This is a genomic window from Stenotrophomonas maltophilia R551-3, from assembly GCF_000020665.1.
Lineage (GTDB): Bacteria > Pseudomonadota > Gammaproteobacteria > Xanthomonadales > Xanthomonadaceae > Stenotrophomonas > Stenotrophomonas maltophilia_L.
Map to the genome: position 1 here is coordinate 2,089,351 of NC_011071.1, position 25,174 is coordinate 2,114,524.

At 68.0% G+C, this 25,174-nt stretch carries 25 protein-coding genes; all 25 read right to left on the reverse strand.

The annotated features are described in order from the left end of the window. Nucleotides 1-231: 231 nt before the first annotated feature. The 25 genes from SMAL_RS09480 to fliJ all read right to left on the reverse strand — a co-directional run bounded on the left by SMAL_RS09480 (nucleotide 232) and on the right by fliJ (nucleotide 25,173). Entirely contained in the window at nucleotides 232-2,226 is a 1,995-nt protein-coding gene (locus SMAL_RS09480; RefSeq protein WP_012510956.1) for a chemotaxis protein CheA, read from the reverse strand. A gap of 45 nt (nucleotides 2,227-2,271) precedes the next feature. Continuing rightward, a complete protein-coding gene (locus SMAL_RS09485; protein ID WP_005409521.1) occupies nucleotides 2,272-2,637 on the reverse strand; it encodes a response regulator in 366 nt (121 codons plus the stop codon). After that, nucleotides 2,634-2,942, reverse strand: a complete 309-nt coding sequence (locus SMAL_RS09490; RefSeq protein WP_006365253.1) for an STAS domain-containing protein — start codon at nucleotides 2,940-2,942, stop codon at nucleotides 2,634-2,636. Before SMAL_RS09490 ends, SMAL_RS09485 begins: the two co-directional genes overlap by 4 nt. A 285-nt stretch (nucleotides 2,943-3,227) precedes the next feature. Continuing rightward, complete coding sequence (locus SMAL_RS09495; protein WP_012510957.1) at nucleotides 3,228-4,517, reverse strand: chemotaxis protein CheW; 1,290 nt, start codon at nucleotides 4,515-4,517, stop codon at nucleotides 3,228-3,230. Beyond that, the gene (locus tag SMAL_RS09500; protein WP_006365313.1) at nucleotides 4,514-5,296 is read right to left on the reverse strand and encodes a ParA family protein; all 783 of its coding nucleotides are present in this window, start codon (nucleotides 5,294-5,296) and stop codon (nucleotides 4,514-4,516) included. The genes SMAL_RS09495 and SMAL_RS09500 overlap by 4 nt, the downstream gene beginning before the upstream one ends. 4 nt (nucleotides 5,297-5,300) lie before the next feature. Next, the gene (motD, locus tag SMAL_RS09505; RefSeq protein WP_006365315.1) at nucleotides 5,301-6,317 is read right to left on the reverse strand and encodes a flagellar motor protein MotD; all 1,017 of its coding nucleotides are present in this window, start codon (nucleotides 6,315-6,317) and stop codon (nucleotides 5,301-5,303) included. 1 nt (nucleotide 6,318) lies between these two features. After that, nucleotides 6,319-7,059, reverse strand: a complete 741-nt coding sequence (locus SMAL_RS09510) for a flagellar motor protein (RefSeq protein ID WP_012510958.1) — start codon at nucleotides 7,057-7,059, stop codon at nucleotides 6,319-6,321. Between the two features lie 147 nt (nucleotides 7,060-7,206). After that, nucleotides 7,207-9,051 carry a chemotaxis protein CheA gene (locus tag SMAL_RS09515; protein ID WP_012510959.1) on the reverse strand — a complete coding sequence of 615 codons (1,845 nt, stop codon included), beginning with the start codon at nucleotides 9,049-9,051 and terminating at the stop codon, nucleotides 7,207-7,209. 2 nt (nucleotides 9,052-9,053) lie between these two features. Further along, complete coding sequence (locus tag SMAL_RS09520) at nucleotides 9,054-9,659, reverse strand: protein phosphatase CheZ (protein WP_006365464.1); 606 nt, start codon at nucleotides 9,657-9,659, stop codon at nucleotides 9,054-9,056. Next, nucleotides 9,659-10,051, reverse strand: a complete 393-nt coding sequence (gene cheY, locus SMAL_RS09525; protein WP_006365466.1) for a chemotaxis response regulator CheY — start codon at nucleotides 10,049-10,051, stop codon at nucleotides 9,659-9,661. Before cheY ends, SMAL_RS09520 begins: the two co-directional genes overlap by 1 nt. Before the next feature lie 57 nt (nucleotides 10,052-10,108). Beyond that, on the reverse strand, nucleotides 10,109-10,852 hold the full coding sequence (locus SMAL_RS09530) for an RNA polymerase sigma factor FliA (protein WP_012510961.1): 744 nt from the start codon (nucleotides 10,850-10,852) through the stop codon (nucleotides 10,109-10,111). Further along, nucleotides 10,849-11,736, reverse strand: a complete 888-nt coding sequence (locus SMAL_RS09535; protein ID WP_006365470.1) for a MinD/ParA family ATP-binding protein — start codon at nucleotides 11,734-11,736, stop codon at nucleotides 10,849-10,851. The genes SMAL_RS09530 and SMAL_RS09535 overlap by 4 nt, the downstream gene beginning before the upstream one ends. After that, complete coding sequence (gene flhF, locus SMAL_RS09540; protein ID WP_006365472.1) at nucleotides 11,723-13,351, reverse strand: flagellar biosynthesis GTPase FlhF; 1,629 nt, start codon at nucleotides 13,349-13,351, stop codon at nucleotides 11,723-11,725. Before flhF ends, SMAL_RS09535 begins: the two co-directional genes overlap by 14 nt. Nucleotides 13,352-13,496: 145 nt before the next feature. Then, nucleotides 13,497-15,557, reverse strand: coding sequence for a flagellar biosynthesis protein FlhA (flhA, locus tag SMAL_RS09545; RefSeq protein WP_174238327.1), 2,061 nt, complete (start codon nucleotides 15,555-15,557; stop codon nucleotides 13,497-13,499). Between the two features lie 44 nt (nucleotides 15,558-15,601). Continuing rightward, nucleotides 15,602-16,732, reverse strand: coding sequence for a flagellar biosynthesis protein FlhB (gene flhB / locus SMAL_RS09550; RefSeq protein ID WP_006365554.1), 1,131 nt, complete (start codon nucleotides 16,730-16,732; stop codon nucleotides 15,602-15,604). Nucleotides 16,733-16,850: 118 nt separating this feature from the next. After that, nucleotides 16,851-18,983: a putative bifunctional diguanylate cyclase/phosphodiesterase gene (locus SMAL_RS09555; RefSeq protein ID WP_012510963.1), complete on the reverse strand. Its 2,133-nt coding sequence runs from the start codon at nucleotides 18,981-18,983 to the stop codon at nucleotides 16,851-16,853. A 164-nt stretch (nucleotides 18,984-19,147) separates the two neighbouring features. Next, complete coding sequence (gene fliR, locus SMAL_RS09560; RefSeq protein WP_012510964.1) at nucleotides 19,148-19,939, reverse strand: flagellar biosynthetic protein FliR; 792 nt, start codon at nucleotides 19,937-19,939, stop codon at nucleotides 19,148-19,150. 13 nt (nucleotides 19,940-19,952) lie between these two features. Next, nucleotides 19,953-20,222, reverse strand: coding sequence for a flagellar biosynthetic protein FliQ (locus SMAL_RS09565; RefSeq protein WP_012510965.1), 270 nt, complete (start codon nucleotides 20,220-20,222; stop codon nucleotides 19,953-19,955). An 82-nt stretch (nucleotides 20,223-20,304) separates the two neighbouring features. Continuing rightward, the gene (fliP, locus tag SMAL_RS09570) at nucleotides 20,305-21,084 is read right to left on the reverse strand and encodes a flagellar type III secretion system pore protein FliP (protein WP_005409541.1); all 780 of its coding nucleotides are present in this window, start codon (nucleotides 21,082-21,084) and stop codon (nucleotides 20,305-20,307) included. A gap of 1 nt (nucleotide 21,085) precedes the next feature. Continuing rightward, nucleotides 21,086-21,505 (reverse strand): flagellar biosynthetic protein FliO, encoded by a 420-nt coding sequence (gene fliO, locus SMAL_RS09575; protein ID WP_012510966.1) that lies wholly within the window; start codon nucleotides 21,503-21,505, stop codon nucleotides 21,086-21,088. Continuing rightward, nucleotides 21,502-21,837, reverse strand: a complete 336-nt coding sequence (fliN, locus tag SMAL_RS09580; protein ID WP_012510967.1) for a flagellar motor switch protein FliN — start codon at nucleotides 21,835-21,837, stop codon at nucleotides 21,502-21,504. Before fliN ends, fliO begins: the two co-directional genes overlap by 4 nt. Then, a complete protein-coding gene (fliM, locus tag SMAL_RS09585) occupies nucleotides 21,834-22,838 on the reverse strand; it encodes a flagellar motor switch protein FliM (protein WP_012510968.1) in 1,005 nt (334 codons plus the stop codon). Before fliM ends, fliN begins: the two co-directional genes overlap by 4 nt. A gap of 10 nt (nucleotides 22,839-22,848) precedes the next feature. After that, a complete protein-coding gene (locus tag SMAL_RS09590; protein WP_012510969.1) occupies nucleotides 22,849-23,364 on the reverse strand; it encodes a flagellar basal body-associated FliL family protein in 516 nt (171 codons plus the stop codon). Nucleotides 23,365-23,536: 172 nt separating this feature from the next. Further along, nucleotides 23,537-24,706: a flagellar hook-length control protein FliK gene (locus tag SMAL_RS09595; protein ID WP_012510970.1), complete on the reverse strand. Its 1,170-nt coding sequence runs from the start codon at nucleotides 24,704-24,706 to the stop codon at nucleotides 23,537-23,539. Next, nucleotides 24,706-25,173: a flagellar export protein FliJ gene (gene fliJ, locus SMAL_RS09600; protein ID WP_006365719.1), complete on the reverse strand. Its 468-nt coding sequence runs from the start codon at nucleotides 25,171-25,173 to the stop codon at nucleotides 24,706-24,708. The genes SMAL_RS09595 and fliJ overlap by 1 nt, the downstream gene beginning before the upstream one ends. Nucleotide 25,174 lies beyond the last annotated feature (1 nt).

The window sequence follows — 25,174 nt, forward strand, 5'->3', positions numbered from 1 at the left end:
TAGGGATGACGGCGCGAAAGTGCTGCAGTGGCGGGGCTTGCGCTTCGGCGGCGTGGTTGCGAACGAAACCAGTGCGGCGACGGAGTTCACGGAATGGATTCGGGAGCAGATTGGGGTCGGATCCCTTTTCAAAGAAAAGGGATCCGACCCCAGCCACACATGGCCGGAGCGCACGCAAACAAAAACCGCCGCCCCGAAGGGCGGCGGTTCAGTGCACGAACACAGTGTGGATCAGGCGGCCTGCGGCATCCGCAGCGAGCGCACCAGGCCACCGATGTCGACGATCAGCGCCACGCGGCCATCGCCGAGGATGGTGGCACCGGACACCCCGCCGATGCGGCGGTAGTTGTTCTCAATGTTCTTCACCACCACCTGCTGCTGGCCGACCAGCTCGTCGACTTCCAGTGCGATCTTCTGGCCATCGCCTTCGACCACCACCACCAGCGATTCGCTGCCGGGGGCGCGGTTACCGTAGCCGTAGTACTCGCTCAGCGACAGGATCGGCAGGTATTCGCCACGCACGCGCAGCACGCGGCCTTCGCCGGCCATGCTGCGGATGTCCTCGGGCTGCGGCTGCAGTGCCTCCAGCACGTAGGCCAGCGGCAGGATCAGGGTTTCGCCGGCCACCGCCACGGTCATGCCATCGAGGATGGCCAGGGTCAGCGGCAGGCGGATCAGCGTGCGCGTGCCGGTGCCGAGGCCGCTTTCGATCTGCACTTCGCCACCCAGTGCCTGGATGTTGCGGCGGACCACGTCCATGCCGACGCCGCGGCCGGACAGGTCGGTGACCGCGTCTGCAGTGGAGAAGCCGGGCTGGAAGATCAGGTCCCAGACCTGCGAATCGGTCGGGTTGTCCGGTACGGCCAGACCGCGCTCGCTGGCCTTGGCGAGGATCTTGGCACGGTCCAGGCCGCGGCCGTCGTCGCTGACTTCGATGACGATGTGGCCGCCCTGGTGCGATGCCGCCAGGGTGATCGTGCCGGTTTCATCCTTGCCCGCACCACGTCGCACGTCCGGCATTTCCAGGCCGTGGTCGATCGAGTTGCGCACCAGGTGGACCAGCGGATCGGCAATCTTCTCGATCAGGCCCTTGTCCAGCTCGGTGCCTTCGCCGACGGTGCGCAGACGGACCTGCTTGCCGAGACGGCCGGAGAGGTCGCGGACCAGGCGCGGGAAGCGGCGGAACACTGCATCGACCGGCAGCATGCGCACACCGATCACCGCTTCCTGCAGGTCGCGTGTATTGCGTTCAAGCTGGTCCAGGCCGGCAAACAGGCTCTCGGCGTGGACCGGGTCCAGCGCGTGCGAGACCTGCTTGAGCATGGCCTGGGTGATGACCAGTTCGCCGACCAGGTTGATCAGTGCATCGACCTTGTCGACGCTGACGCGGATCGAGGTCTCCGCCTCCTGGCTGCCACCACCGCTGGCGGCAGGAGCGGCGGCCGCAGCCGGTGCAGCAACAGGTGTGGAAAGGGCAGCAGCGGACGCAGCCGGGGCCTGCGTGGCCAGGCTCGGCGGTGCGGCCGGACGGATGTCCAGCTCGCAGTCGTCCAGTACCCAGGCGAAGGTGTCTTCAATCTTGCTGCGCGGCACCTTGCCGACCAGTCCCAGGTCCCACGCCAGGTGGGCCTCGAGCGGGTCGAGCTGGGCGAAGCCGGGCAGGCGTTCCATGCGCGCAGCCACCTGCAGCGAACCGAGGTGTTCCAGTTCGCGGATGATGCGCAGTGGATCGTTGCCGCTCATGAACAGCGACGGCGCCGGGGTGAAGCCGATCTGCCAGGCTTCCGGCGTGTCGTCCACCTTGGCAACCGGGGCGGCCGGTGCGCTTGATGCCGCCTGGCCGGACAGTACGGCTTCCAGGCGCGCCTTCACCGCGACGACGGCGGCCGGATCGGCGGCCTGGCCGTGCTCGGCTTCGCGCAGCAGGGCGCGCAGCACATCCACCGAAGACAGCATGGCGTCGACAGCGTGGCCTTCCAGTGCCCGCTTGCCTGCACGCAGCTCATCGAGCAGCGTTTCCAGCACGTGGGTCAGGCCGGCAATCGCATCGAAGCCGAAGGTGCCGGCGCCGCCCTTGATCGAGTGGGCGGCGCGGAACACCGAATTGATGATCTCCGCGTCCTGCTGCCCCGATTCCAGGGCCAGCAGGCCAGCCTCCATCGCGTCGAGGCCTTCGCGGCTCTCCTCGAAGAAGGTGGCGTGGAAGCGTTGCAGGTCCATGCTCATGGCAGTGGCGATCCGGAAGCGAAGAGGGGGAGCAGTGCGGGGCGATCAGCCCAGCACTTTCTGCACGGTGGCGACGAGCTGTTCGGGGTTGAACGGCTTGACCAGCCAGCCGGTGGCACCGGCGGCCTTGCCTTCGGACTTCTTGTCGGCGGCCGATTCGGTGGTCAGCATCAGCAGCGGGGTGAACTTGTAGTCCGGCAACTGGCGCAGTTCGCGGATCAGCGCGATGCCGTCCATGTTCGGCATGTTGACGTCGGTGACCACCGCATTGAAGCGCTGGCCCTTTGCGCGACCGAGCGCGACCGCGCCGTCTTCGGCTTCTTCGACGGCAAAACCGGCCGAGGTGAGGGCGAAGGAAACCATCTGGCGCATCGACGCCGAATCGTCCACCACCAAGATACGTGCGCTCATGCAGCGTTCTCCACAGATTTCAGGTTGTCATGGGTTACGTCCAGGCCCAGGGCCTGGGTGACGCCCAGCAGGCGTGCGGCGTCACGGAAGGTTGCGGTGCAACCGTGGAAGCCGGTGCCAAGGCCTGCCTCGCGGCGGGCCTGCACGAACGCACACAGCACCTGCACGGCGGCCGTGTGGATGCGGGTGACCTGGCTCGCATCCAGGGTCAGCTCGCCTGCCTCTGCCACCAGTGGCGAAAGGCGGTTCTTGAGCTCGGTGCTGCTCTCGATGCCGAGATCCTCACCCAGTTCGACAATGCTCATGCTTGCTCCGGACAAACGGTTCCGTGATCCATAACGGCACCCCAGCGGGGTTCTTTAGGGGAATCGGCGCGGGGCGTCGATGCGGTCGCTGTTGAAAAGGGGACGGAGGGGATTAAGTCGCAACTGGCTCGGCGCTTTGCGCCGATGCGGTGCCTGTCGGGGACGCAAGGAGTTGATCCGTTGGATCAACACCTTACGTCCCCACTGCGTGGTCGCCGTTGCCGAGGGTGGCTGCGGGAGAGCCTGGTCGATTGCGACTTAATCCCCTCCGTCCCCTTTTTCCGCTCAGCTCAACAGCTGTGTGGCATCGAGCAGGATCATCGGCCGCTGGCTGACCCGGGCCACGCCGCGGAACAGATCATTGGAAATCTGGCAGATGCGCGCCGTATCAGGCGGCTCGATCTGCGAATCGGTGAGGTTGGCGACGTCTTCCACGGCCGACACGCGCAGGCCGAGGGTCTCGCCGTTTTCCTCCAGCACCACGATGCGGGTCTGGGCGTCGTCCTCGGCAGCGGTGGCGCCCAGGTGCAGGCCCAGGTCCATCACCGGCACCACCTGGCCACGCAGGTTCATGATGCCGAGCATGGCCGGAGCGGTGCCGCGCAACGGCAGCAACGGTACCGGCAGGACCACCTCCTGCACCTTCAGCAGTTCCAGTGCATAGGCCTGGGCACCACAACGCAGGCGCAGCCAGCGCGAGGTGCGCTCGCCGGCGCGGCGGTTCTGCGGATGCGGGCTGCTGGCCGGGCGGTGTGCCTGCGCCTGCAGCTCCTGCCAGGTGCCAGGTCGGTTGCCGCTGGGTGCGTCCACGGCCACGCGCGGCGGCGGTGCTGCCGCAGCCGGTGCAGCGGTGGGGCGTGGTGCGGGCGCCAGTGCTGCAACCGCGGCGGGCGGCGGCGTGGGGACGTCTTCGCCACCGGCGGCCGCCTCGAATGCGGCCTGCAGGCCGGGGCTGTCGGTGTGGGCGAGACGATGGCTGTCGGCCGGATCGGTCTCGTAGATCACCTCATCCGGCAGATCGTCCCAGGTTGGCTCCGGGGCGGACGTTGCAGTGGCTGGGGTCGGCGCAGGAGCGGTCTCGTGGATCACCTCGTCCGGCAGGTCATCCCAGGTCGGTTCGCGTTCCGGTGCCGTTGTGCTCGCCGGGCGTGGCCCGGCGCTACCCGGTGCAGAGGCGGCCTCGAAGGTGGCTTCCAGCGCTGCATCGTCCACGGCGGGGGTAGCGGCGACGGTTTCGGTCTCGTAGATCACCTCGGCCGGCAGGTCGTCCCAGGTGGGCTCGCGTTCCGGTTCCGCTGCGCTCGCCGGGCGTGGCCCGGCGCTGCCCGGTGCAGATGCGGCCTCGAAGGCGGCTTCCAGCGCGGCGTCGTCCACGGCAGGCGCAGCGGCGACGGTTTCGGTTTCGTAGATCACTTCGGCCGGCAGGTCATCCCAGGTCGGCTCGCGTTCCGGTGCCGCTGTGCTCGCCGGGCGTGATCCGGTGCTGGCCAGCGGCGGCACGGCGGGTGATGCCACGGCGATCGCCTCGCCCAGCAGCTCGTCCAGATAGTCGTCCAGTACACCGGTGCTGTTCATGCGGCCTGCTCCAGGGCGCGAGCATCCTCGCCGAGGATCCAGTTCAGGGCGCGACGGTACGCAGCCAGGCCGCGGCCCGGGTAGTCCTCGCCGACGCTCGGCAGGGTCAGGCCGGCGGCATTGCTGATGCGCGTATCGATCGGAATCGCGTCTTCCCATACACGCGCGCCATGACGGTCCTGCATGGTGCGCAGCGACTCGTTGCCGGCGCGGGTGCGGCGATCGAACAGGGTCGGCAGGATCGAGATCGGCAACGGGCGGCGGCGCGAACGTTCGACCATCTCGCCGGTGCGGACCATGCCGTCCAGTCCATGCAGCGCCAGCGGTTCGGCCTGGGTCGGAATGATCAGGCGGTCGGCCGCGGCCAGTGCGTTGATCATCAGCAGGCCGAGGGTCGGCGCGCAGTCCAGCAGGATGTAGTCGTGCTGTCCCTGATGGCGGGCAAGCGCGTTCTGCAGGGCCAGGCCGAGGCCGGGCTGGTTGGCGCTCCGGCGCTCCAGCGTGGCCAGCGCCGACTGCGCACAGACGTAGTCCAGGCCATGGATGCTGCTGGCGTGGCACAAGCTGGACAGGTCGGCCGGAGGCGCACCGAACAGTTCCAGCACGCCGGCCGGCGGTGGATCCACCGGTACGCCGAAGGCGCGGCTGAGCGAGGCATGCGGATCGAGGTCGATCAGCAGCACGCGGTGGCCCATTGCAGCCAGGCCACGGCCGAGGGCGAGGGTGGTAGTGGTCTTGCCGACTCCGCCCTTCTGGTTGGCGACTGCCCAGATGCGCATCGGTTTACTCCTTCATTGCCGGGGGAACGGCGGCGCCGACACGGCTGCCAGCCGGCACCGGCGGCAACTTCACCGGTGCGATGGGGGAGGTGGGGGCGGTAGCCGGAGTTGCGGCGGCTTGTTCGGTGCCGGTGCTGTTGGCAGCACCGGTTGCGGCGTTCAGGCGCTGGCCCAGCGGATCGACCGCGTGGGTGGTATCGGCCAGGATGATGACCATCACCCGCCGGTTGCGGTTGCGGCCCTGCGCGCTGTCGTTCTCTTCGCGCGGGCGGAACTGGCCGTAGCCGACCATCGCCAGCCGCGAGGGCTGCACGCCCTGGTCGGCGAACAGATGCACCACGCTGGCTGCGCGTCCGGCCGACAGTTCCCAGTTCGACGGGAAGGTGGCGGTGGCGATCGGCACGTTGTCGGTGTGGCCTTCCACGCGCACGCTGTTGGGCACGTCGCGCAGCACCTCGGCCAGGCTGGCCAGGGTCTGCCGCGCGTGCACGTCCAGCGCGGCCGAGCCGGTCGGGAAGAGGATGTCGCTGTTGATCTCCACTTCGATCCACAGCTCGGTGCGGCGCACGCTGATCATGCCGCGGTCGATCAGCGGTGCCAGCGCGGCGGTCAGGCGGTCGGCGATGCTGCTGAGCTGGCGCTCGGCGCGCGCGATCTGTTCCTGGTTGTGCACCGATACCGGCATGCGCATCTGCGAAGCCATCGATGGCAGCAGCGTCGGATCGTGCGACGGCGCTGGTGCCGATGGGCCGACCTTGGTGCCGGACTTGATCACCGACGGGCTGTCCCAGCCGCCACCCTGCACCTGCTTGTTGCCGACCTGCACCGGATTGATGGTGCGCGGTGCGCCACCGAAGGCATCGGTGAGCGCGTCGGCCATGATCCGGTACTTGCCCTCGTTGACCGAGGAGATCGCGTACATGACCACGAAGAAGGCGAGCAGCAGCGTCATCAGGTCGGCATAGGGGATCGCCCATGCTTCATGGTTGGCGTGCTCTTCGTGGTGCTTGCGGCGGGCCATGTCAGTGCAGGAAGCCGGAGAGGTTGGTTTCGATGTTGCGCGGGTTCTCGCCCTGGGCGATGGAGATCAGGCCTTCGATGATCATTTCGCGGTCGCGGGTATTGTGCGAGATCACACTCTTGAGCTTGGCGGCGATCGGCAGGAACAGCAGGTTGGCCGAGGCGATGCCGTAGATGGTGGCGGTGAACGCGGCGGCGATGCCATGGCCGAGCTTGCTTGGGTCGGCGAGGTTCTTCATCACCGCGATCAGGCCGAGCACGGCACCGATGATGCCCAGCGTGGGCGCGTAGATGCCCATCGCCTCGAAGACCTTGGCGCCGGCCTGGTCCTGATGCTCCTGGCTGCCCAGTTCGATTTCCAGCATGTGCCGGATTGATTCGGGCTCGACGCCGTCCACCAGCAGCTGCAGGCCCTTGCGCAGGAATGGGTCCTGCTGTGCTTCCACCTGTGCTTCCAGGCCCAGCAGGCCCTGGCGGCGGGCGATGTTGCTCCATTCGACGATCTGCTGGATCAGTTCGCGGCGGTCGCTGTGCGGCGGGCGCACGACCCAGCGCACGATCTTGAAGGCGTGCTTGAACACCGCCGGCGAGGTGTGCAGCAGGATCGCGGCGACGGTACCGACGATGACGATCACGAACGCGGCAGGCGACCACAGCGACGCCAGGCCGGCGCCCTTGAGGATGCTGCCGCCGACCAGCGAGGCCAGGGCGAGAAAGAGTCCAATGAGGCTGAGTCTATCCATGGGTCCGGTATCGGCTTGTGTGAATGGGACTTGAGACACCGGGAAGTCGTGTACAGACGGTAGTCACAGTTTTTCGGGTCACCGGGCATGGCCCGGCGCTACCCTGGGCGGCCGCTTCCGGTAGCGCCGGGCCATGCCCGGCGGGGTTCAGCGCAGTCCGTCCACGTCCAGGATCAGGGCCATGCGACCATCGCCGATCAAGGTTGCACCGGCATAACCGGCCAGGCCACGCAGTGCCTTGGGCAATGGCTTGATGACCACTTCCTCGCGCCCTCGCACCTGGTCCACGACCAGGCCGAACCGGGCTTCACCGGCCTGCAGCACAACGATGGTCAGCAGCGGCGAGGCGGCCGGGGTCACATCCAGCCATTGGCGAAGATCGACCAGCGCCAGGGTGTGCGAGCGACGGTCGAGCACGGCACGTCCGTCGAACCAGCCCAGCGAGGTGCGCGGCGCGTGCAGCACTTCCATCACACGTGCCAGCGGCAAGGCGTAGACGTCTTCGCCGGCCTGCACCAGCAGGGTCGGCAGGATCGCCAAGGTCAGCGGTACGCGGATCAGGAAGCGGCTGCCGCGGCCGAGTTCCGACTGGATCTGGATCTGGCCGCTCAGTTCGCGGATGCGCGACTGCACCACGTCCATGCCGACACCACGGCCGGAGATATCCGTGACCTGCTGCTTGGTCGAGAAGCCGGGCAGGAACACCAGGTGCAGGCATTCCTCGCTGCTCAGGCGGGCCGCCGCTTCCGGGTCGATCAGGCCCTTCTCGCGTGCCTTCGCGCGCAGCTTTTCCGGATCGATGCCGGCGCCATCGTCCTGCACCTCGATGCTGACGTAGTCGCCTTCCTGCTGTGCCGACAGCCGCACGTGGCCCATCCGCGGCTTGCCCTGGGCTTCACGCAGCTCGGGCGTTTCCACGCCATGGTCAATGGCGTTGCGGACCAGATGCACCAGCGGGTCGGCCAGGGCTTCGACCAGGTTGCGGTCGAGCTCGGTCTCGGCGCCGATCAGCTCAAGGTCCACTTCCTTCTTCAGCGAGCGGGCAACGTCGCGGGCGACCTTGGGGAAGCGCGAGAACACCTTGCCCACCGGCTGCATGCGGGTACGCATCACCGCCGACTGCAGGCGTGCGGTGGCGATGTCCAGCGTGGACACGGCGCGGTCCAGCTCTTCGTCGCGCAGGCGCGCACGCAGGGTCTTCAACCGATTGCGTGACAGCACCAGTTCGCCGATCAGGTTGACGATCGCATCCAGGCGCTTGGTATCCACGCGCACGGTGTGCTCGGCTTCGGCCAGTGGCTTGGCGGGCGGCTTGGCGGGCGGCTTGGCCGCCGGCGCGGGTGCGGCCGGACGCGGTGCGGGCGTCGCTGCTGCCGCCGGCACTGCGGCGACCGGTTTGGTGCCGGGTGCGGCGCCACCGTGCAGCTGGTCGAGCAGGGCTTCGAATTCGTCCTCGCTGATCAGGCCGTCGTCGGCCTTCTTCGCGGGCGCGACCGCGGTCGGGGCGTTGCCACCGTGCAGCTGGTCGAGCAGGGCCTCGAACTCATCGTCGGTGATCAGGTCACTGCCACCGGTGGCGGGCGCAGCGGCGGCCGCCGGCGTGGCGGTGGCGCCACCGTGTACATCGAACTGCGCGATCAGCTCGGGTGGCGCGTAGCCCGGTTCGGTACCCGAGGACACCGCATCCAGCATCGACTGCAGGTAATCCAGCGATTGCTGGGCGGCATCGAAATGGTGGGCCTGCAGCACCGCCTGGCCGGCGCGTGCGGCGCCGAGGGCTTCTTCGGCGGCGTGGCACAGTTCAACCATGGCCGTCACGCCAAGGAAGCCGGCGCCACCCTTCAGCGTGTGGTAGCCGCGGAACACCGCATTGAGCTGGTCGCCGTCCTGGGGTGCCTGCTCCAGCGACACCAGCTGTTCGCCCAGGCGATCCAGGATTTCCTGCGCCTCGATGATGAAATCGGCAGTGATGTCGTCGGATACCGCGCTCATGCTTACAGCCCCAGATCCGACAACAGGTCGTCGGCGTCGTTCTGCGAGACCGCGTGGCGGTCCAGTCCCTTCAGTGCCGGCCCGGCCAGTTCCGGGTCGGTGCGATGCTGTTCCGGCGGCAGGCCGAGTGCGCCGAAGCCTTCGTGCACGCGGCGCACGATGCCGACCACGCGACGGATGATCTGCCCGGTCAGGTCCTGGTAGCTCTGGGTCAGAGCGATCTCGGTCAGGTTGTGGCGGATGCGCTCGAGCTGCGCGTCCTGGCCAGGCTGCAGGCCTTCGGCGCGCAGCTGTTCGGTCAGGCTGCGGCATTCCTCGGCCAGGTCCAGGGTGCGGTGGGTGGCCTGTTCGGTCATCGCCACCACGTGGTCCAGGCGCGCGCAGGCGTCGTCCAGTTCGCCGGCTTCGTCAGGCACGGTCGGCAGCTCACCCAGCGCCTGTCCCAGCTCGCGGGCCAGCCGCGAAAGGCCGCTCATCATCGGCTGCGTGCGCAGTGCGACCAGCCCGTCGATGCGCTGCCGCCACGCGGCTTCGTCACCGGACTCGAGTGCGTCCAGGGCTTCCTGCAGGCGCAGGGCGAGGGCGTTCCTGTCGACCGTGGTATCCATCAGGCGCTGGCCGCCAGGCGTTCGAAGATCTTGCCGAGCTTCTCTTCCAGGGTCTGCGCGGTGAACGGCTTGATGATGTAGCCGTTCACGCCGCTCTGGGCGGCTTCGATGATCTGCTCGCGCTTGGCTTCGGCCGTCACCATCAGCACCGGCAGTGTCTTCAGCTTGGCATCGGCGCGGATCGCCTTGAGCAGTTCGATGCCGGTCATCACCGGCATGTTCCAGTCGGTGACCACGAAATCGAACGGCTGGCTCTGCAGCAGCGACAGCGCGGCATGCCCGTCCTCGGCTTCGGCGGTATTGGTGAAGCCCAGATCGCCCAGCAGGTTCTTGACGATCCGACGCATGGTCGAGAAGTCGTCGACGATCAGGATGCGCATGTTCTTGTTCAAAGCAGAGTTCCTTTGTTGTTCAGTCCGGGCGGCCGGGGGCAGCCGCCTCGGGCATGTTCATTCTTCCAGGCCGGCGTCCGCCGCCTCGAAATTCTTCAGTCGACCACGCAGGCGCAGCACTGCCTGGCCGTGGATCTGGCAGACCCGCGATTCACTCACGCCAAGCACCGCGCCGATCTCCTTCAGGTTCAGCTCCTGCTCGTAGTAGAGCGACAGCACCAGCTGCTCGCGCTCGGGCAGGTGGCCGATCGCCTTGCCCAGCTCGCGGCCGAACTCGCCGCGCTCCAGCACCTGCTGCGGGGTCGGGCCACCCTGGGTGACCGTGTCCAGCTCGCCCTGGTCTTCGATGCGCGACTCCAGGCTCAGCACCTGGCCACGTGCGGCGTCTTCCATCAGCCTCAGGTATTCGGGCAGCGGCATTTCCATCGCCGCGGCCACTTCGGTGGCACTGGCGGCGCGGCCGCTGCTCTGCTCCAGGCGGCGGATGGTGGCGGCGGCATCACGAGCGCGGCGGTGCACCGAGCGGGGCACCCAGTCGCCACGGCGGATCTCGTCGATCATCGAGCCGCGGATGCGGATCGACGCGTAGGTCTCGAACGAGGCGCCCTGGTCCGCGTCGTAGCTGCGCGAGGCTTCGATCAGGCCCATCATTCCGGCCTGGATCAGGTCGTCGACCTCGACGCTGGCTGGCAGGCGCGCGGCCAGGTGGTGGGCGATGCGCCGCACCAGGTCCGAATGCTGGGCGATGACTTCGTTCGCCGCCGAGCGCTGCACTTCCCTGTACTGGGCTGCGCCTTTCATGCCGTCACCCCACGCTGCTTGAGGATGCGTTCGAGGAAGAACTCGACGCCGCCACGCGGTTCGGTCGGCGCCTGCCAGCGCGCGGTACGGCGCGCGATCTCGGTGATCGCCAGCGCGGCCGGGCTGGACGGATAGGCCTTCACCACCGGCTGCTGGCGCTGCACCGACAGGCGCAGCCAATCGTCCTGCGGAACGCAGCCGAGGTAGTTCAGCGAGACATCGGCGAGGAACTTCTCGCAGACACGGGTCAGCTTTTCGTACAGCACGCGGCCCTCGTTGGGGTCGCGCACCATGTTGGCCACCACCTGGACGCGGTCCACGCCACGCTCGCGCGACAGCACCTTGATCAGTGCGTAGGCGTCGGTGATCGAGGCCGGCTCGTCACAGACCACCACCACGGTGTCCTGTGCGGCCTGGCAGAAGGTCAGTACGCCATCGTTGATGCCGGCGGCGGTGTCCACCACCATGATGTCCAGCTCGCGTTCCAGCTCGGAGAACACGTTGACCAGGCCGACGTGCTCGGCCGGGGCCAGCTCGGCCATGTGGCGGCGGCCTGACGCGGCAGGGACCACCAGCACGCCGTTCGGGCCTTCGACGATGACGTCATCCAGCGAGCAGCGGCCGGCGACCAGGTCGGCCAGCGTGAAGGTGGGGTTCAGGCCCAGGATCACGTCGATGTTGGCCAGGCCGAGGTCGGCGTCCAGCAGCAGCGTGCGCTTGCCCATGCCGGCCAGCGCCACGGCCAGGTTGGCGGACACATTCGTCTTGCCCACGCCGCCCTTGCCGCCAGTGACTGCAATGGTGCGCACAGGGCCGAGCGGCTCGCTGCGGGTGGCCGACAGCGGGAAGGTCTTGGTCAGCTTGGCGTACTCACGCGACGGCATGGTTCAACTCCGGGTTGCAGGGCATATCGGCCGCGCGGCGCAAATCTTCAAGGCGAAGTACGAGATTGGCTGCACTGGCCCGGTGCAGGTCCTCCGGAACGTCCTGGCCGTCGGTCACCCAGGTGATCGGCAGGGCGTGGTCCACGGCTACCGACAGGGCGTTGCCGAAGCGGCCGGTCTCGTCCAGCTTGCTCAGCACCAGGCCCTGCAGGTTGGCCGCGCCGAAGCGGCGGACCACCTCGTCCATGTCGCCGAAGCTGGTGTTGGCCGGCAGCACCAGCAGGGTGCGGACCTGGCGGGCGGCACGCAGCCACTGCAGCTGGGCGGCCAGTGCGCGGTCGCGCGGGCCCAGGCCGGCGGTGTCGATCAGCACCAGCTTGTAGTCCTTCAAGCGTTCCAGCAGCTGGTCCAGGTCGGTGCCGCTGTTGGCCTCGTGCACCGCGATGCCGAGCTGGCGGCCGTAACCGTACAGCTGCTCACGCGCACCGATGCGGGTGGTGTCGGTGGTGACCAGGGCGACATCGCGCGGTGCGTGCTTCTCGGCGAAGCGCGAGGCCAGCTTGGCGATGGTGGTGGTCTTGCCGGCGCCGGTCGGGCCGACCAGGGCGATCACGCCGCCTTCCTCCAGCGGGTCGACCGGGGCGATCGGTAGCTTGCGCGAGATCAGCCCCAGCATCAGGCCGCGGCCGCGGTGGGCATCGGTCTCCAGCGGGATCTGCATGGCCACGTCGCGGGCCAGGCCGGCGTCGAAGCCGTACTCGTCCATCAGGTCCAGTGCAGTGGCGCGCACCGGGCAGCCACGCAGGCGCTCGTCGGTGAAGCGGTTCATCTCGCGCTCGATCACCTGGCGCATGCCGGCCACTTCCTGGCGCAGCTGTCGGATCTCGGCATCGTCCTGGGCGACCACGGTCAGCACCGGGGCCGGTGCAAGGGTCGGTTCCGGGGCGGCGTCGACGGTTGCGTCCGCCAGCGACGGTTCGTCGGCGAAGGTCTGCGACTGCGCGTCGGCCACAACGCTGGTCGGCAGCGGCGGCGGCTGCACGGCCGGGGCCGGGCCTTGCTGGTGCTCGGCATGCGGCGGATCGATCTGGAAGCGGGCACGGTTGGCCGTCGCGATCGCGGCGGGTGTGGCGGCAGCGTCGGCGACGGCATCCGCGAACGGGCCGAAGGCCTGTTCCGCACGCGCCGGTTCGTTGACGGCAGCGCGGGCCAGGGTTGCGGCGAAGCCGGTGCTGCCGCGGGTCGGCACGATCTCGTCGGCGCTGTCCAGGGTGCGGCCGGTGGCACCGACGGCAGCGCGGGCCAGCGCGGCAACGGCCGAGGTGGTCGCAGCCACCGGCTCTGGTGCCGGGGTGGCACTGCGGCGACGGGTCACAGCAGCGATCACCGCATCGGCAGCGTTGCGCGGCTTCGGTGCCGGCGGCGGGGCGATGTCACGACGCGAGGCTTCCAGTGCACGCTGCACGGCGCTCTCGTCGTAGTTGGCGGCGGCGACGATCTCGATGCCTTCCTCGATCCGGCGGTTGGACAGGATCACGGCGTCAGGACCATGTTCCTTGCGCACCAGGTTCATGGCCGAGCGCATGTCGGCGGCGACGAATCGTTTGATTTTCATGCTGTGGTCACGGGACGAAGACGGCGGGGTGGCGGTCGGAGAACTCGGGTGGTCGGTGGTCTGCACGGTGCGGGTTCCCCTTGGTATCTGTCTGTTGCGTTGGTTCGAAAGTGGTGTCTGTTTTCTGGCGCATCGGAGGGCGGCGTCAGCTGATCGTTCCGACCAGCTTCAGGCGCTTGTCCTCCGGCACCTCGCTGTAGGCCAGGACCGACAGCGACGGAACGCTGTGGCGGACCAGGCGGGCCAGCGCGGCGCGCACCGGGCCAGGTACCAGCACGACCGCGGGCTCGTTGCGCGCTTCCTGCTTGCTGACACATTCGGCCAGGCTCTGGTGCAGTCGCTCAGCGAGTCCGGGTTCCAGCGCGGCGCCGTTGCCCTGCGTGGACTCCTGCAAGACACGTTCCAATTGTGGGTTGAGCGTGAACACCGGCAGCTCCGCCGACATTCCGGCGATCTCCTGCACGATGAAGCGGCCCAGTGCGGTGCGCACGGCGGCAGTCAGCACGGCCGGGTCCTGGCTGCTGGGCGCGTGTTCAACCAGCGCTTCGGCGATCTTGCGCAGCTGGCGGATTGGAATGCGCTCGACCAGCAGGTTCTGCAGCACGCGCACCACCGCCGACAGGGGCAGTGCCTTCGGCGTCAGATCTTCGACGAGCTTGGGCGCGCTCTTGGCCAGGTTGGCCAGCAAGTGCTGCACTTCTTCGTGGCCGAGCAGTTCCGGCGCGTGTTCGCGGATGAGGTGCGAGAGGTGGGTGGCGACCACGGTGGCCGGATCGACCACGGTGTAGCCCAGCGTCTCGGCCTGGGCGCGCTGGTGCGGCTGGATCCAGGTGGCATCCAGGCCAAAGGCCGGGTCCTTGCCAGCGATGCCTTCCAGCGCGCCGAGCGCGCTGCCCGGGTCCAGCGCCAGCTCACGGTCCGGATGGATCTCGGCGGTGGCCACCGGCACGCCGTGCACCAGCACGCGGTAGCCATTGGCCGGCAGTTCCAGGTTGTCACGGATGTGCACCGACGGGATCAGGAAGCCGACGTCCTGGGTCAGCTTGCGGCGCACGCCCTTGATCCGCGCCATCAGTTCGCCGCCCTGGTTGCTGTCCACCAGCGGGATCAAGCGATAGCCGACCTCCAGGCCCAGCGGATCGACCGGGCGCAGCTCGTCCCAGCTCAGTTCGGCGGTGGCCGCGGGTGCGGCCGGACGGCCCAGCGCAGTGAGTGCGGCGGCGTCACTGCTGCCGGCGGTGGCATCGGCAGCCGGCAGCTTGCTCTTCCGGTACAGCTTCCAGGCGATGAAGCCCAGAATCGCGGCCAGCGTCAGGAAAGCGACGTTGGGCATGCCCGGCACCAGGCCGACCACGCCGAGGATGCCGGCGGTGATCGCCAGCGCACGGTACTGGCCGAACACCTGGCCGCTCATCGCCTGGGCCATGTCCTGCGAGCGCGAGGCGCGGGTGACCAGCATCGCCACCGCACTGGAGACCAGCAGCGCCGGCAGCTGCGCCACCAGGCCGTCACCGATGGACAGCAGTGTGTAGGTCGCAGCGGCATCGCCGAACGGCATGCCATGCTGCAGCACACCGACGGCCAGGCCTCCCAGCATGTTGATGAACAGGATCAGGATGCCGGCGATGGCATCACCACGGATGAACTTGCTGGCACCGTCCATCGCGCCGTAGAAGTCGGCTTCCTCGCGCACTTCCTCGCGGCGCAGCTTGGCTTCTTCACGCGTCAGCAAACCGGCGTTGAGGTCGGCGTCGATCGCCATCTGCTTGCCGGGCATGGCGTCCAGAATGAAGCGCGCGGTCACTTCCGAGACGCGGCCGGCACCCTTGGTGATGACCACGAAGTTGATGATGGTCAGGATCGCGAACACCACGATGCCGACCGCGTAGTTGCCACCGATCACGAACTCACCGAAGGCGGCGATGACCTTGCCGGCCGCGTCATGGCCGTTCTGGCCGTTGAGCAGGATCACGCGGGTGGAGGCCACGTTCAGCGCCAGCCGCAGCATGGTGGTGACCAGCAGCACGATCGGGAAGATGGTGAAGTCCAGCGGGCGCTTCACGTAGACCACCGCCAGCAGCACCATCAGCGAGATGGCGATGTTGAAGGTGAACAGCGCATCGAGCACCGGCGCGGCCAGCGGCACCACGACCATGGCCAGCAGTGCCAGCACGATCAGCGGCGCGCCAAGGCCCTGGCGGATCATTTCCAGGGCGCGGCGGGTGTTGAAGCCGGGGGAGGGCTGGGCGCTCACGGGCGGCCTCCCTTGCCGAATTCATCCACCTGGATGTGCGGGCTGTCCGGCATCGGGCCAGTGCGCCAGGCGCGCAGCTGGTAGACGTAGGACAGGACCTGGGCCACGGCCGAATACAGTCTCACGGGGATTTCCTTTCCGAGTTGGCCTTCCCGATACAAGGCGCGTGCCAAAGGCGGCGCCGAGACGATGGCGACCTTGTTGCCATCGGCCACTTCACGGATGCGCAGGGCGGTCTCGTCCACGCCCAGGGCGACCACTTTGGGAGCGTTCATGGCACCGCCCTCGTACTTCAGGGCCACCGCATAGTGGGTCGGATTGACCACCACCACATCGGCAGTGGGGACCGCCTCCATCATCCGGCGGTTGGCCATCTGCTGCTGCAACTGGCGGATGCGGCCCTTTACCTCCGGGCTGCCCTCGCTTTCCTTCATTTCCCGGCGCAGCTCTTCACGCGTCATCTTCAGCTTGCGCATCCAGTTCCAGCGCTGGTACGGGGCGTCGATGGCCGCCAGCACCAGCATCGCGCCGGCGGTGGCCAGCAGCAGGCGCAGGGTGAAGCTGAGGCCGTCGGTGATGGCGGTCTCCAGCGGGTGGTGGATCAGGCCGCGCAGGGTGTCGAAGCCGGTCCATACCACCAGCCCGGCGGCAACGCCGACAAAAGCCACGCGCAACAACGACTTGGTGAATTCGGCGATGGCTTCCGGGCCGTACAGGCGCTTGAGCCCGCTCATCGGGTTCATGCGGTTGATGTCCGGCAGCATCGCCTTCTGCGACCAGCGCAGGCCACCCATCAGCAGTGGCGCGACGAAGCTGGCCAGCAGGCAGACCAGCACCAGCGGCGCGATCACCAGCATGAACTGCAGCAGCAGGTCGCCGAAGTGGCCGAACAGTTCCTTCGGGTTCTGCCGCAGGCTCTGTTCGGGGCTGAGCGCGTGCTTCATCCAGGCGCTGGCGCCGCGGCCGATCGAACCGCTCATGGCCATCACCGCCAGTACGCCAGCGCCGAACACGGCGGCCGTGCCGAGCTCGCGCGAGCGCGGCAGGTTGCCCTGTTCACGGGCATCGCGCAGGCGTTTTTCGGTAGGTTGTTCGGTCTTTTCGCCGGCGGATTCGTCTTCGGACATCACGGGCACTGCGGCAGGAGGTGCCGGGGCGCGTGCAAGAAGTGTTCCGTGATGGGTTCATGTGCCAACCAAGGTTGGCATCTACCAGAGCAAGTGCAGGTGGGAGCGCAGCCTGGATTTACCCCGGCGGGTGCTGCGTCGGCGGGCTCTGCGCCAGCTCCACCCGAGGCCGGGGCAGGTCGTGCAGCTGCATGAAGCGGGCGGCATCGACCGGGCGACCGAGCAGATAGCCCTGCAGGTAGTCGCAGCCCAGCCGCTCCAGGTAGGCGCGCTGGGCGGCGGTTTCCACGCCTTCGGCGACGATGTCCATGTCCAGCGCGTGGCCCAGCGCCACGATTGCCGAGACGATCACCACGTCCTCGGCGCTGTGCTCCAGGTCGCGCACGAAGGCGTGGTCGATCTTGATTTCGGTGGCCGGCAGCCGCTTCAGGTACAGCAGGCTGGAGTAGCCGGTGCCGAAGTCATCGATGGAGATGCCCACGCCCAGTGCCGAAAGCGCCTGCAGCAGGCGCAGGCTGGTATCGGTATCGCGCATCACCGTGCTTTCGGTGATCTCCAGCACAAGGTGGCGCGGGGCAATGTTGTAGCGTTCGATCACTTCACGCACATCCTGCAGCAGGTGCGGTGAGCTGAACTGCACCGGCGACAGGTTCACCGACATCGACCAGCCTTCGTGACCGGCATCGTGCCAGCGACGCAACTGCAGGCAGGCTTGGTCCAGCGCCCAGCGGCCGATGTCGTTGATCGCGCCGCTGCGCTCGGCCAGGCGGATGAACCGATCCGGCGGGATCAGGCCATGTTCTGGGTGCCGCCAACGGATCAGTGCCTCGGCGCCGGCCACCTTCTGCGTGGCCACGCGGATCTTGGGTTGGTAGTTGAGGAACAGCTGCTCGCTGCCGATGGCCCGGCGCAGGTCGGCAAGCAATCGGAACTGTTGTTCGGCGCTGTCATTCATCCAGTCGGCGAACAGCACGAAAGCGTTGCGTCCGGATTCCTTGGCCTGGTACATCGCTGCATCGGCAAAGGCCATCAGCTGCCGCTCGCTGGCAGCGTGATCCGGACAGATCGCCACGCCGATGCTGGCGGTCACCTGCAGTTCGTTGTCGGCCAGCAACGGCCCGCTGCCGACCGCCTGCAGGATGCGCCGGGCCAGAGTCGGCAGGTCCTCGTCGTGCTCGATGCGCACCACCAGCACGAATTCGTCACCGCCCAGACGGGCCAGCATGTCGTTGGGCCGAAGCAGCTGGCGCGTGCGTTCGGCCACCGCAACCAACAGTGCATCGCCGGCCTGGTGGCCGTAGGCATCGTTGACCTGCTTGAAGCCATCCAGGTCCATGAACATCACCGCGAAGCGGCTGCCGCCCTGTTCGGCCTCGGCCAGCGCCTGCACGATCCGACGCTGCAGCAGCAGGCGGTTGGGCAGGCGGGTAAGCGGGTCGTGCAGTGCGGCCTGGGTCAGTTCCTGCTGTGCGTCGGTCAGTGAGGTACTCAACAGGGAATTGCGCAGGCGCAGCAGCTGCGCTTCCACCCGCTGGTCCAGCCAGGAGACCACCAGCACCACGGCCAGGATGGCGACGGTCAGCACCACCACCAGCATGGCCAGCCATTCGCTCTGCAGCCCATCGCCGACGGCTGCGCCGCAGATGCTGCCTTCCGGAAAGCGCGCGGCGGCCATGCCGGTGTAGTGCATGCCGACGATGGCCAGCCCGAGCAGGCCGGCAGCCGCGAGCCGGTCGCCGACACGGGTGCGCTGCGCGCGCAGGCGGAACGCCACGTACAGCGCCGTCCACGAGGCGGCCACAGCCACCATCAGCGAGAACAGCAGCCAGCCCGGGTCGTAGTCGATGCCCGGCTGCATGCGCATTGCGGCCATGCCAACGTAATGCATGCCGGCAATGCCGGTGCCCATCAGCAGCGCGCCACCGGCCAACCGCGGGTGGGGCAGGGTACGCAGCGAAACCAGCCATAGCGCGAACACCGATGAGGCGATCGCCAATGCGAGGGAAAGCAGGGTGATGGGCAGGTCGTAGCCGAGCGGAATGGGCAGGTCGAAGGCGAGCATGCCGATGAAGTGCATCGACCAGATGCCCAGGCCCATGGCGAAGCCACCACCGAGGCGCCACCACCACGCCGCGCCCTTGCCGGGTGCAGTGACCGTGCGCCCGGCCATCGCCAGCGCGGTGTACGAAGCCATCACGGCAACCAGCAGCGAGATCGCCACCAGCCACGGGTTGTACGTGCCTACCAGCATTCGTCAGTCTCCCGGACCTGCCTGTCGACGGAAACCACGGTGGGGCATGCATGAGGCAGGCCGACGCACGGCGCCGGCCACGTGCGGCATCCCCCCGGTTGCCGCGTATTCACTCTAACGCGCAGACCCGGGGGAAGGGCAAGCAGTGAAACGTGATGATCCGGTCAGTGTGTGACCGTGTCCGCAGCCTGGAAGGCGGCATCGAACAGGCGCTGTACCGGCGGACCCATTTCCCCGGCCAGCAGCGCCAGCAGGAACAGGCCCAGCAGCAGCGACACTGGCAGGCCGAGCTGGATCGGGTTCAGCGCTGGGGCCGCACGGGCCAGGACGCCGAACGCCAGGTTCACCGCCAGCATTGCCACAGTCAGCGGGATCGCCAGGGTCAATGCGCCGCGCAGTACGGTCAGCAGGAAGGTCGGGGCGATGCTGAAGAAGGCGTGCGGGTCCGGCAGCGGGGCGCCGATCGGCAGCGCCCGGTAGCTGTCCACCACCAGCGAGATCAGCGCCAGGTGCCCGTTGGCGGTGAAGAACAGCAGGCCGAACAGCAGATAGAACCACTGGCCGATCACGCCGGAGGTGCCGCCACGCAGTGGGTCACTCATCTGCGCGAAGGCCAGGCCGGTGCCCTGGGCGATCAGTTCGCCGGCCATCGCGCCGGCCTCGAACACCAGCCGCAGCAGGAAGCCGATGGATACGCCGATGGCCAGTTCACGGGCGATGGTCAGCACCGTGGCAGCATCGAAACCGGTCCAGTCCGGAACCGGCGGCAGCAGCGGCGCCAGCGCGATGGCCAGGGTGCCAGCCAGCACCACGCGCACCCGCGCGGGTACGGCACGGGTACCGACCATCGGCATGGCCATGGCCACTGCGCCGATGCGCAGCATGGTCCACAGCACGGTGCCGATCATGCCGAAGGCCTGCAGGCCGTCGGCAGCCATCTGGGTGGCGGCGTCCATCGAAGCGCGTGTCCTAGCCGATCAGGTGTGGAATGCGCTGGAACAGCAGCGTGGTGAACTCCACCAGGTGGCCGATCAGCAGGCTGCCCAGCGCGAACAGCACCGCGGTCAGCGCCGCCGCCTTGGCAACGAAGGCGATGGTCGGCTCATTGAGCTGGGTCGCGGCCTGCACCACGCCCACCACCACACCGACCACCAGCACGGTGAGCAGCAGCGGGCCGGCCACCCACAACACGGTGATCAGGCCGCCACGCAGTTCGGTCAGGGCAAGTTCGGGAGTCATTCGGGTTCCATCTGCTCATGTAGCGTCGAGCCGCGCTCGACTGTGCTTCTGTAGAGTCGAGTCATGCTCGACTGCCTCTCGATCACGCCGGATTGAAGCTCGCCGCCAAGGTACCGACGGTCAGCACCCAGCCATCCACCAGCACGAACAGCAGGATCTTGAACGGTGCCGACACCAGCATCGGCGACAGCATCATCATGCCCATCGACATCAGCACGCTGGCCACGACCAGGTCGATGATCACGAACGGAATGAAGATCAGGAAGCCGATCTCGAAGGCGGTCTTCAGCTCGCTGGTGACGAACGAGGCGACCAGAACCGGGAACGGGATCGCATCGGGGCTGGCGTAGGTGCCATGCCCGGCGATGCCGGCAAAGGTCATCAGGTCGGTCTCGCGGATCTGCGCCAGCATGAAGCCGCGCAGCGGCGTGGTGGTCAGCGTCCAGGCGGTCTGGAAGTCGATCTCGCCGTTGAGGTACGGCGCCATGCCGGTGCTCCAGGCCTTGTCCCAGGTCGGCATCATCACCATCGCGGTGAGGAACAGGGCCAGGCCCAGCAGCACCTGGTTGGACGGCGTCTGCCCGGTACCCAGCGCCTGGCGCAGCAGGCCCAGCACGATGATGATGCGGGTGAACGAGGTCAGCACCAGCAGCATCGACGGGATCAGGGTGATCGCCGTCATCAGCAGCAGGGTCTGCAGCGGCAGGCTGACCGGTGCACCGCCGATCTTGCCGACATTGATGTCCGGCAGCGGCGTGGTCGGGGCACCGGGTGCGGCGAATGCCAGCGCCGGCAACAGGCACAGGGCGAGCATCAGCAGCCACGGCATCAGGGTGGCAAGACGGGTACGGGTGACACGCATGTCAGGGATCCTTGCGCAGCCGCTGCTGCAGCAACTGGGCGAAATTCGGCAGGTTCTTGAAGTCCGGCACGCGCATCGGCGCGGGCGGCGGCAGCGGTTCGGGCAGGGTGTGCAGGGTGTTGATGCCGCCAGCGGTGACGCCCAGCAGCAGCTGCTGGCCGTTGACCTCGACCACCACCACGCGCTCCTTGGCACCGACACTCAGGCTGGCCACCACCTTCATGCCGTCGGCCGGGCGGAAGCCGCTGCCGGGCAGGCGCTTGAGCAGCCAGCCGAGGCCGATGACCAGCGCCAGCACTGCCAGCAGCGCCAGCACCGCGCCGAACAGGCTCGGTGCGGCGGCTGCGTGCTGGTCGATCTGCGGGCCGACCGGAGCGGCGGTCTTGCCGACCGCCAGCAGGGTGGAGGCCAGCAGGCTCAACGCAGTCTCCTGATCCGCTCGCTCGGGCTGACCACGTCGGTCAGGCGAACGCCGAAGCGGTCGTTGATCACCACCACCTCGCCGTGGGCGATCAAAGTGCCGTTGACGAACACATCCAGCGATTCGCCGGCGCCGCGTTCCAGTTCCACCACCGAGCCCTGGTTGAGCTGCAGCAGGTTGCGGATCGGCAGGCGGGCGCGACCGACTTCCAGCGACAGGGTCACCGGCACGTCGAGGATCACGTCCAGATTGAGGTCGGCGCCGGCCCCTTCTTCGGCCTGCAGGGTGCCGAACTGGGCCGGGGTCGGTTCGAGGGCGTCGATATCGTTCATTGCGGGTCTTCCTGGATGACGGGTGCGCGCGGGCGGGTGCCCGGCGGATGGGTAGCGGTGATCTTCACGGCGTTCATGCCGTTGGCGATGCCGAACTCGCCGGTGAACACCGGGATGTTCTCCACGCACAGCGGCACCTGCGGGCTGAGCTCGATCGGCAGGATGTCGCCGACCTTCAGCTGGGTCAGGTCACGCAGGGTCATGCGCTTGCTGGCCAGTACGCTGGACAGGGTCACCTCGGCGATGTTGAGCTGTTCGCGCAGGGTCTGGCCCCAGCTCTCGTCGCGGTCGTTGCGGTCGCTCTGGATGCCAGCGTCGAGCAGCTCGCGGATCGGCTCCAGCATCGAATACGGCAGGGTGACGTGGATGTCGCCACCACCGCCGTCGAGCTCGACATGCAGGCGGCACACCACCACGTACTCGCGCGGCGTCACGATGTTGGCGAAGTGTGGGTTGATCTCCGAGTTGATGTACTCGAAGTCGACATCCATCACCGGTGCCCAGGCCTCGCGCAGGTCGGCGAAGGTCTGCTTCAGCAGCAGGTGGATCACCCGCATTTCGGTGGCGGTGAACTCGCGGCCTTCGATACGGGTCGGGTAGCGCCCGTCGCCGCCGAAGAAGTTGTCGACGATGGCGAACACCAGGGTCGGCTCGAACACGATCAGGCCGGTGCCACGCAGCGGCTTGAAGCGGATCAGGTTCAGGTTGGTCGGCACATACAGCGAGTGCATGTAGTCGTTGAACTTGATCAGTTCGATGCCGCGCACCGACAGCTCGGCCGAGCGCCGGATCAGGTTGAACAGGCCGATCCGCCACAGGCGCGCGAAGCGCTCGTGGACCATTTCCAGGGTCGGCATGCGACCGCGGATGATCCGGTCCTGGCTTGCGAAGTCGTACGAACGTGCTTCGCCCGTAGGCGGTTCCGCATCGGTCTCGACTGCACCATTGTCCACGCCGTGGAGCAGGGCATCGATCTCGTCCTGGGACAGCAGATCATTCATCGGTGGGCCCTTACTGGGTCACGAAGCTGGTGAACAACAGATCGTCGGCACCGTTGCTGCCGGTCTCCGCCTTGAGCACTTTCTGCACTTCGGCCAGCGAGGTGGCCTGCAGCTTCTGCTTGCCGGCGATGTCGGCGATCTGGTCCGGGCTGACCTGCGAGAACAGCATCAGCAGGCGGGCGCGGATGGCGGGGGCATGGGTCTTGATCGCTTCCAGCGCGGCCGGGTCGCGGGTCATCAGCTGCACTTCCAGCTGCAGGTAGCGCGGGCCATCGACCGGTCCGTTGAGATTGACCACGAAGGCCGGATCCAATGCGAAGTACTGCGCCGGCGCCGGAGCAGCGGCCTTCTTCGGCGCCGGTGCGGCCTTGTCTTCTTGCTTGGACTGGCTGAAGAACCACACGCCGCCACCGGCGGCAGCGGCGGCCAGTACGGCCACCAGTGCGGTGATCAGGATCGGACTACGCGGCTTGGCGGCCTTGTCCTTCTCGGCGGTCTTCTTGGTTTTGTCAGCGGCTGCGGCCACGGGGTGAAGCTCCTGAGGGTTGCTTCACCGGGATATGCAAGGGGCGTGCCGGAGCCGGGGCAGAGGGGTGCGACGGAATTCCGTCGGAGGCCTGCATCGGTAGCGCCGGGCCATGCCCGGCGGAAGATATCCGCGCTTCGCGCTCGCCGGGCATGGCCCGGCGCCACCGCGGTCAGGCGTACGCGTCCAGCAGCCCGCGCTGGCGGATCAGCTGGGCGGACGACATGCTGGCGTCGCCCGGCGACGGTTCTCCGTCACCCGCCATGCTGCCGCTACCGACCTGGCCCGACGCATTGCCGTCACCGCCGGGGGCCTGATGACCAACATCGGCGTGCGCCAGCTGGAAACCCTGCTCGCCCAGCAGTTCACGCAGGCGCGGCAGGCTGCTTTCCAGCGCCTGGCGCACATCCACGTGCGGGCTGCTGAAGCTGGCGTGCACCTTGTCGCCGTTCAACTGCAGGCGTACATCGACCGGGCCCATGTTATCCGGGCTCAGTCGGATGTGGGCGTGGCCGATCTTCTGGTCGGCCAGCCAGCCCAGGCGCGCGCCGATGGCCTGGTCGAAGCCATCGTCACCGAGCACCGGCTTCGGCGTCGGTTCGCCGTTGAAGATGGCATTGCCGGTGGCCAGCGCGGCCTTCAGATCCTGCACGGCAGCAGTTGCCGGTGCATGCAGCAGGGGGACAGGGGTACGGTCACCGATGGCGGCCAGATCGCTGCCTTCGCCGCGGTCACCGCGCTTGCCCGCCGGCAGGATCATCTCCGGCAGGGGCAGGGTGGTGGCGTCGTCGGCGCTGGCCGCCAGAGGCTTGCCGTCGGGCGCTGCCGTGGCGATGGCGCTGGATGCCGTTGCCGCAGCCGTCGGCAACGCCGCGCCGGCTGCGGCGGGCAGGGCGCCAGCGTCGTCGCCAAGCACAGGCGTGGCCGTTGTTGGCAGCGTTGCAGGCGGGTCGGCCAGCGTCGGCACCGCCAGCACCAGCCCGGCCAGGCCCAGCGGTGGCCACGGCGCATCCTCGGTCGTGGCCGCTTTGTCCTTGTCGGTGCCGGCAATGGCAGGCGCTGCGGGTGCCGTTGCCGTGGCGTCTTCGGTTGCAGCGTCGCTGCCCGCCTTGCGTTCGGCGGGCGTCCGCCCGTCGGCATCCGCGGTCGCAGACGGCGTGGGCGTTGGTGTTGTCGACGATGGCGATGAGGTACTGGCGGCCGCGGGCGTGTCCGGGCCCGGCGTGCCACCCTGCAGCAGCTGGCCGAAGTCCTTGCCGCTGTCACTGCGCGGCGCGCGCGCGCTGCCATTGCCGGTGTTCTGTGCCTGCGCGTTGGCGCTGCTGGCGAGCGGTGCGGGCATCACGTGCGGCCTCCCTGCTCACCGTCTTCGTGGTCCTCGGCCTGCGCCAGGCGTGCACGGCGTGCGCCGATGTCGTCCATCTCGCGCTGGTCGCGGCGGTCGGTCACCACCTTCTCCTGCGCGCGGTAGCTGGCCGCCAGCTGTTCCAGCACGGCCTTGTCCCGGCTGGCCAGGATCAACCGGGCGCGCTCGGCTTCCACTTTTTCGCGGTTGCCGTTGACCGTTGCCTGCTGCTGTTCGACCGCGCTGTCCAGGCGATCGAGGAAGGCGCGACGGTTCAGCAGCTGTGCCGGGCTGGTGGCCGCCATCTGCGCGTTCGCATACTCCTCGGCATAGCGGCGCAGTTCATCCAGGCGCGAAAGATGGGTGTCGAGCACGGTCTGGCGTTCGGCCAGATCGCGAGCGACGGCATCCTCGTGTTCCTGGGCCCGCTTGAGCAGGGGATCGATGCGCTTGGACTGGTTCATG

Coding starts and splice junctions, on each gene's coding strand:
- SMAL_RS09480 (WP_012510956.1), bottom strand. CDS start 2,226: ATGAGCATGGACCTGCAACGCTTCCACGCCACCTTCTTCGAGGAGAGC.
- SMAL_RS09485 (WP_005409521.1), bottom strand. CDS start 2,637: ATGAGCGCACGTATCTTGGTGGTGGACGATTCGGCGTCGATGCGCCAG.
- SMAL_RS09490 (WP_006365253.1), bottom strand. CDS start 2,942: ATGAGCATTGTCGAACTGGGTGAGGATCTCGGCATCGAGAGCAGCACC.
- SMAL_RS09495 (WP_012510957.1), bottom strand. CDS start 4,517: ATGAACAGCACCGGTGTACTGGACGACTATCTGGACGAGCTGCTGGGC.
- SMAL_RS09500 (WP_006365313.1), bottom strand. CDS start 5,296: ATGCGCATCTGGGCAGTCGCCAACCAGAAGGGCGGAGTCGGCAAGACC.
- motD (WP_006365315.1), bottom strand. CDS start 6,317: ATGGCCCGCCGCAAGCACCACGAAGAGCACGCCAACCATGAAGCATGG.
- SMAL_RS09510 (WP_012510958.1), bottom strand. CDS start 7,059: ATGGATAGACTCAGCCTCATTGGACTCTTTCTCGCCCTGGCCTCGCTG.
- SMAL_RS09515 (WP_012510959.1), bottom strand. CDS start 9,051: ATGAGCGCGGTATCCGACGACATCACTGCCGATTTCATCATCGAGGCG.
- SMAL_RS09520 (WP_006365464.1), bottom strand. CDS start 9,659: ATGGATACCACGGTCGACAGGAACGCCCTCGCCCTGCGCCTGCAGGAA.
- SMAL_RS09530 (WP_012510961.1), bottom strand. CDS start 10,852: ATGAAAGGCGCAGCCCAGTACAGGGAAGTGCAGCGCTCGGCGGCGAAC.
- SMAL_RS09535 (WP_006365470.1), bottom strand. CDS start 11,736: ATGCCGTCGCGTGAGTACGCCAAGCTGACCAAGACCTTCCCGCTGTCG.
- flhF (WP_006365472.1), bottom strand. CDS start 13,351: ATGAAAATCAAACGATTCGTCGCCGCCGACATGCGCTCGGCCATGAAC.
- flhA (WP_174238327.1), bottom strand. CDS start 15,557: ATGATCCGCCAGGGCCTTGGCGCGCCGCTGATCGTGCTGGCACTGCTG.
- flhB (WP_006365554.1), bottom strand. CDS start 16,732: ATGTCCGAAGACGAATCCGCCGGCGAAAAGACCGAACAACCTACCGAA.
- SMAL_RS09555 (WP_012510963.1), bottom strand. CDS start 18,983: ATGCTGGTAGGCACGTACAACCCGTGGCTGGTGGCGATCTCGCTGCTG.
- fliR (WP_012510964.1), bottom strand. CDS start 19,939: ATGGACGCCGCCACCCAGATGGCTGCCGACGGCCTGCAGGCCTTCGGC.
- SMAL_RS09565 (WP_012510965.1), bottom strand. CDS start 20,222: ATGACTCCCGAACTTGCCCTGACCGAACTGCGTGGCGGCCTGATCACC.
- fliP (WP_005409541.1), bottom strand. CDS start 21,084: ATGCGTGTCACCCGTACCCGTCTTGCCACCCTGATGCCGTGGCTGCTG.
- fliN (WP_012510967.1), bottom strand. CDS start 21,837: ATGAACGATATCGACGCCCTCGAACCGACCCCGGCCCAGTTCGGCACC.
- fliM (WP_012510968.1), bottom strand. CDS start 22,838: ATGAATGATCTGCTGTCCCAGGACGAGATCGATGCCCTGCTCCACGGC.
- SMAL_RS09595 (WP_012510970.1), bottom strand. CDS start 24,706: ATGCCCGCACCGCTCGCCAGCAGCGCCAACGCGCAGGCACAGAACACC.
- fliJ (WP_006365719.1), bottom strand. CDS start 25,173: ATGAACCAGTCCAAGCGCATCGATCCCCTGCTCAAGCGGGCCCAGGAA.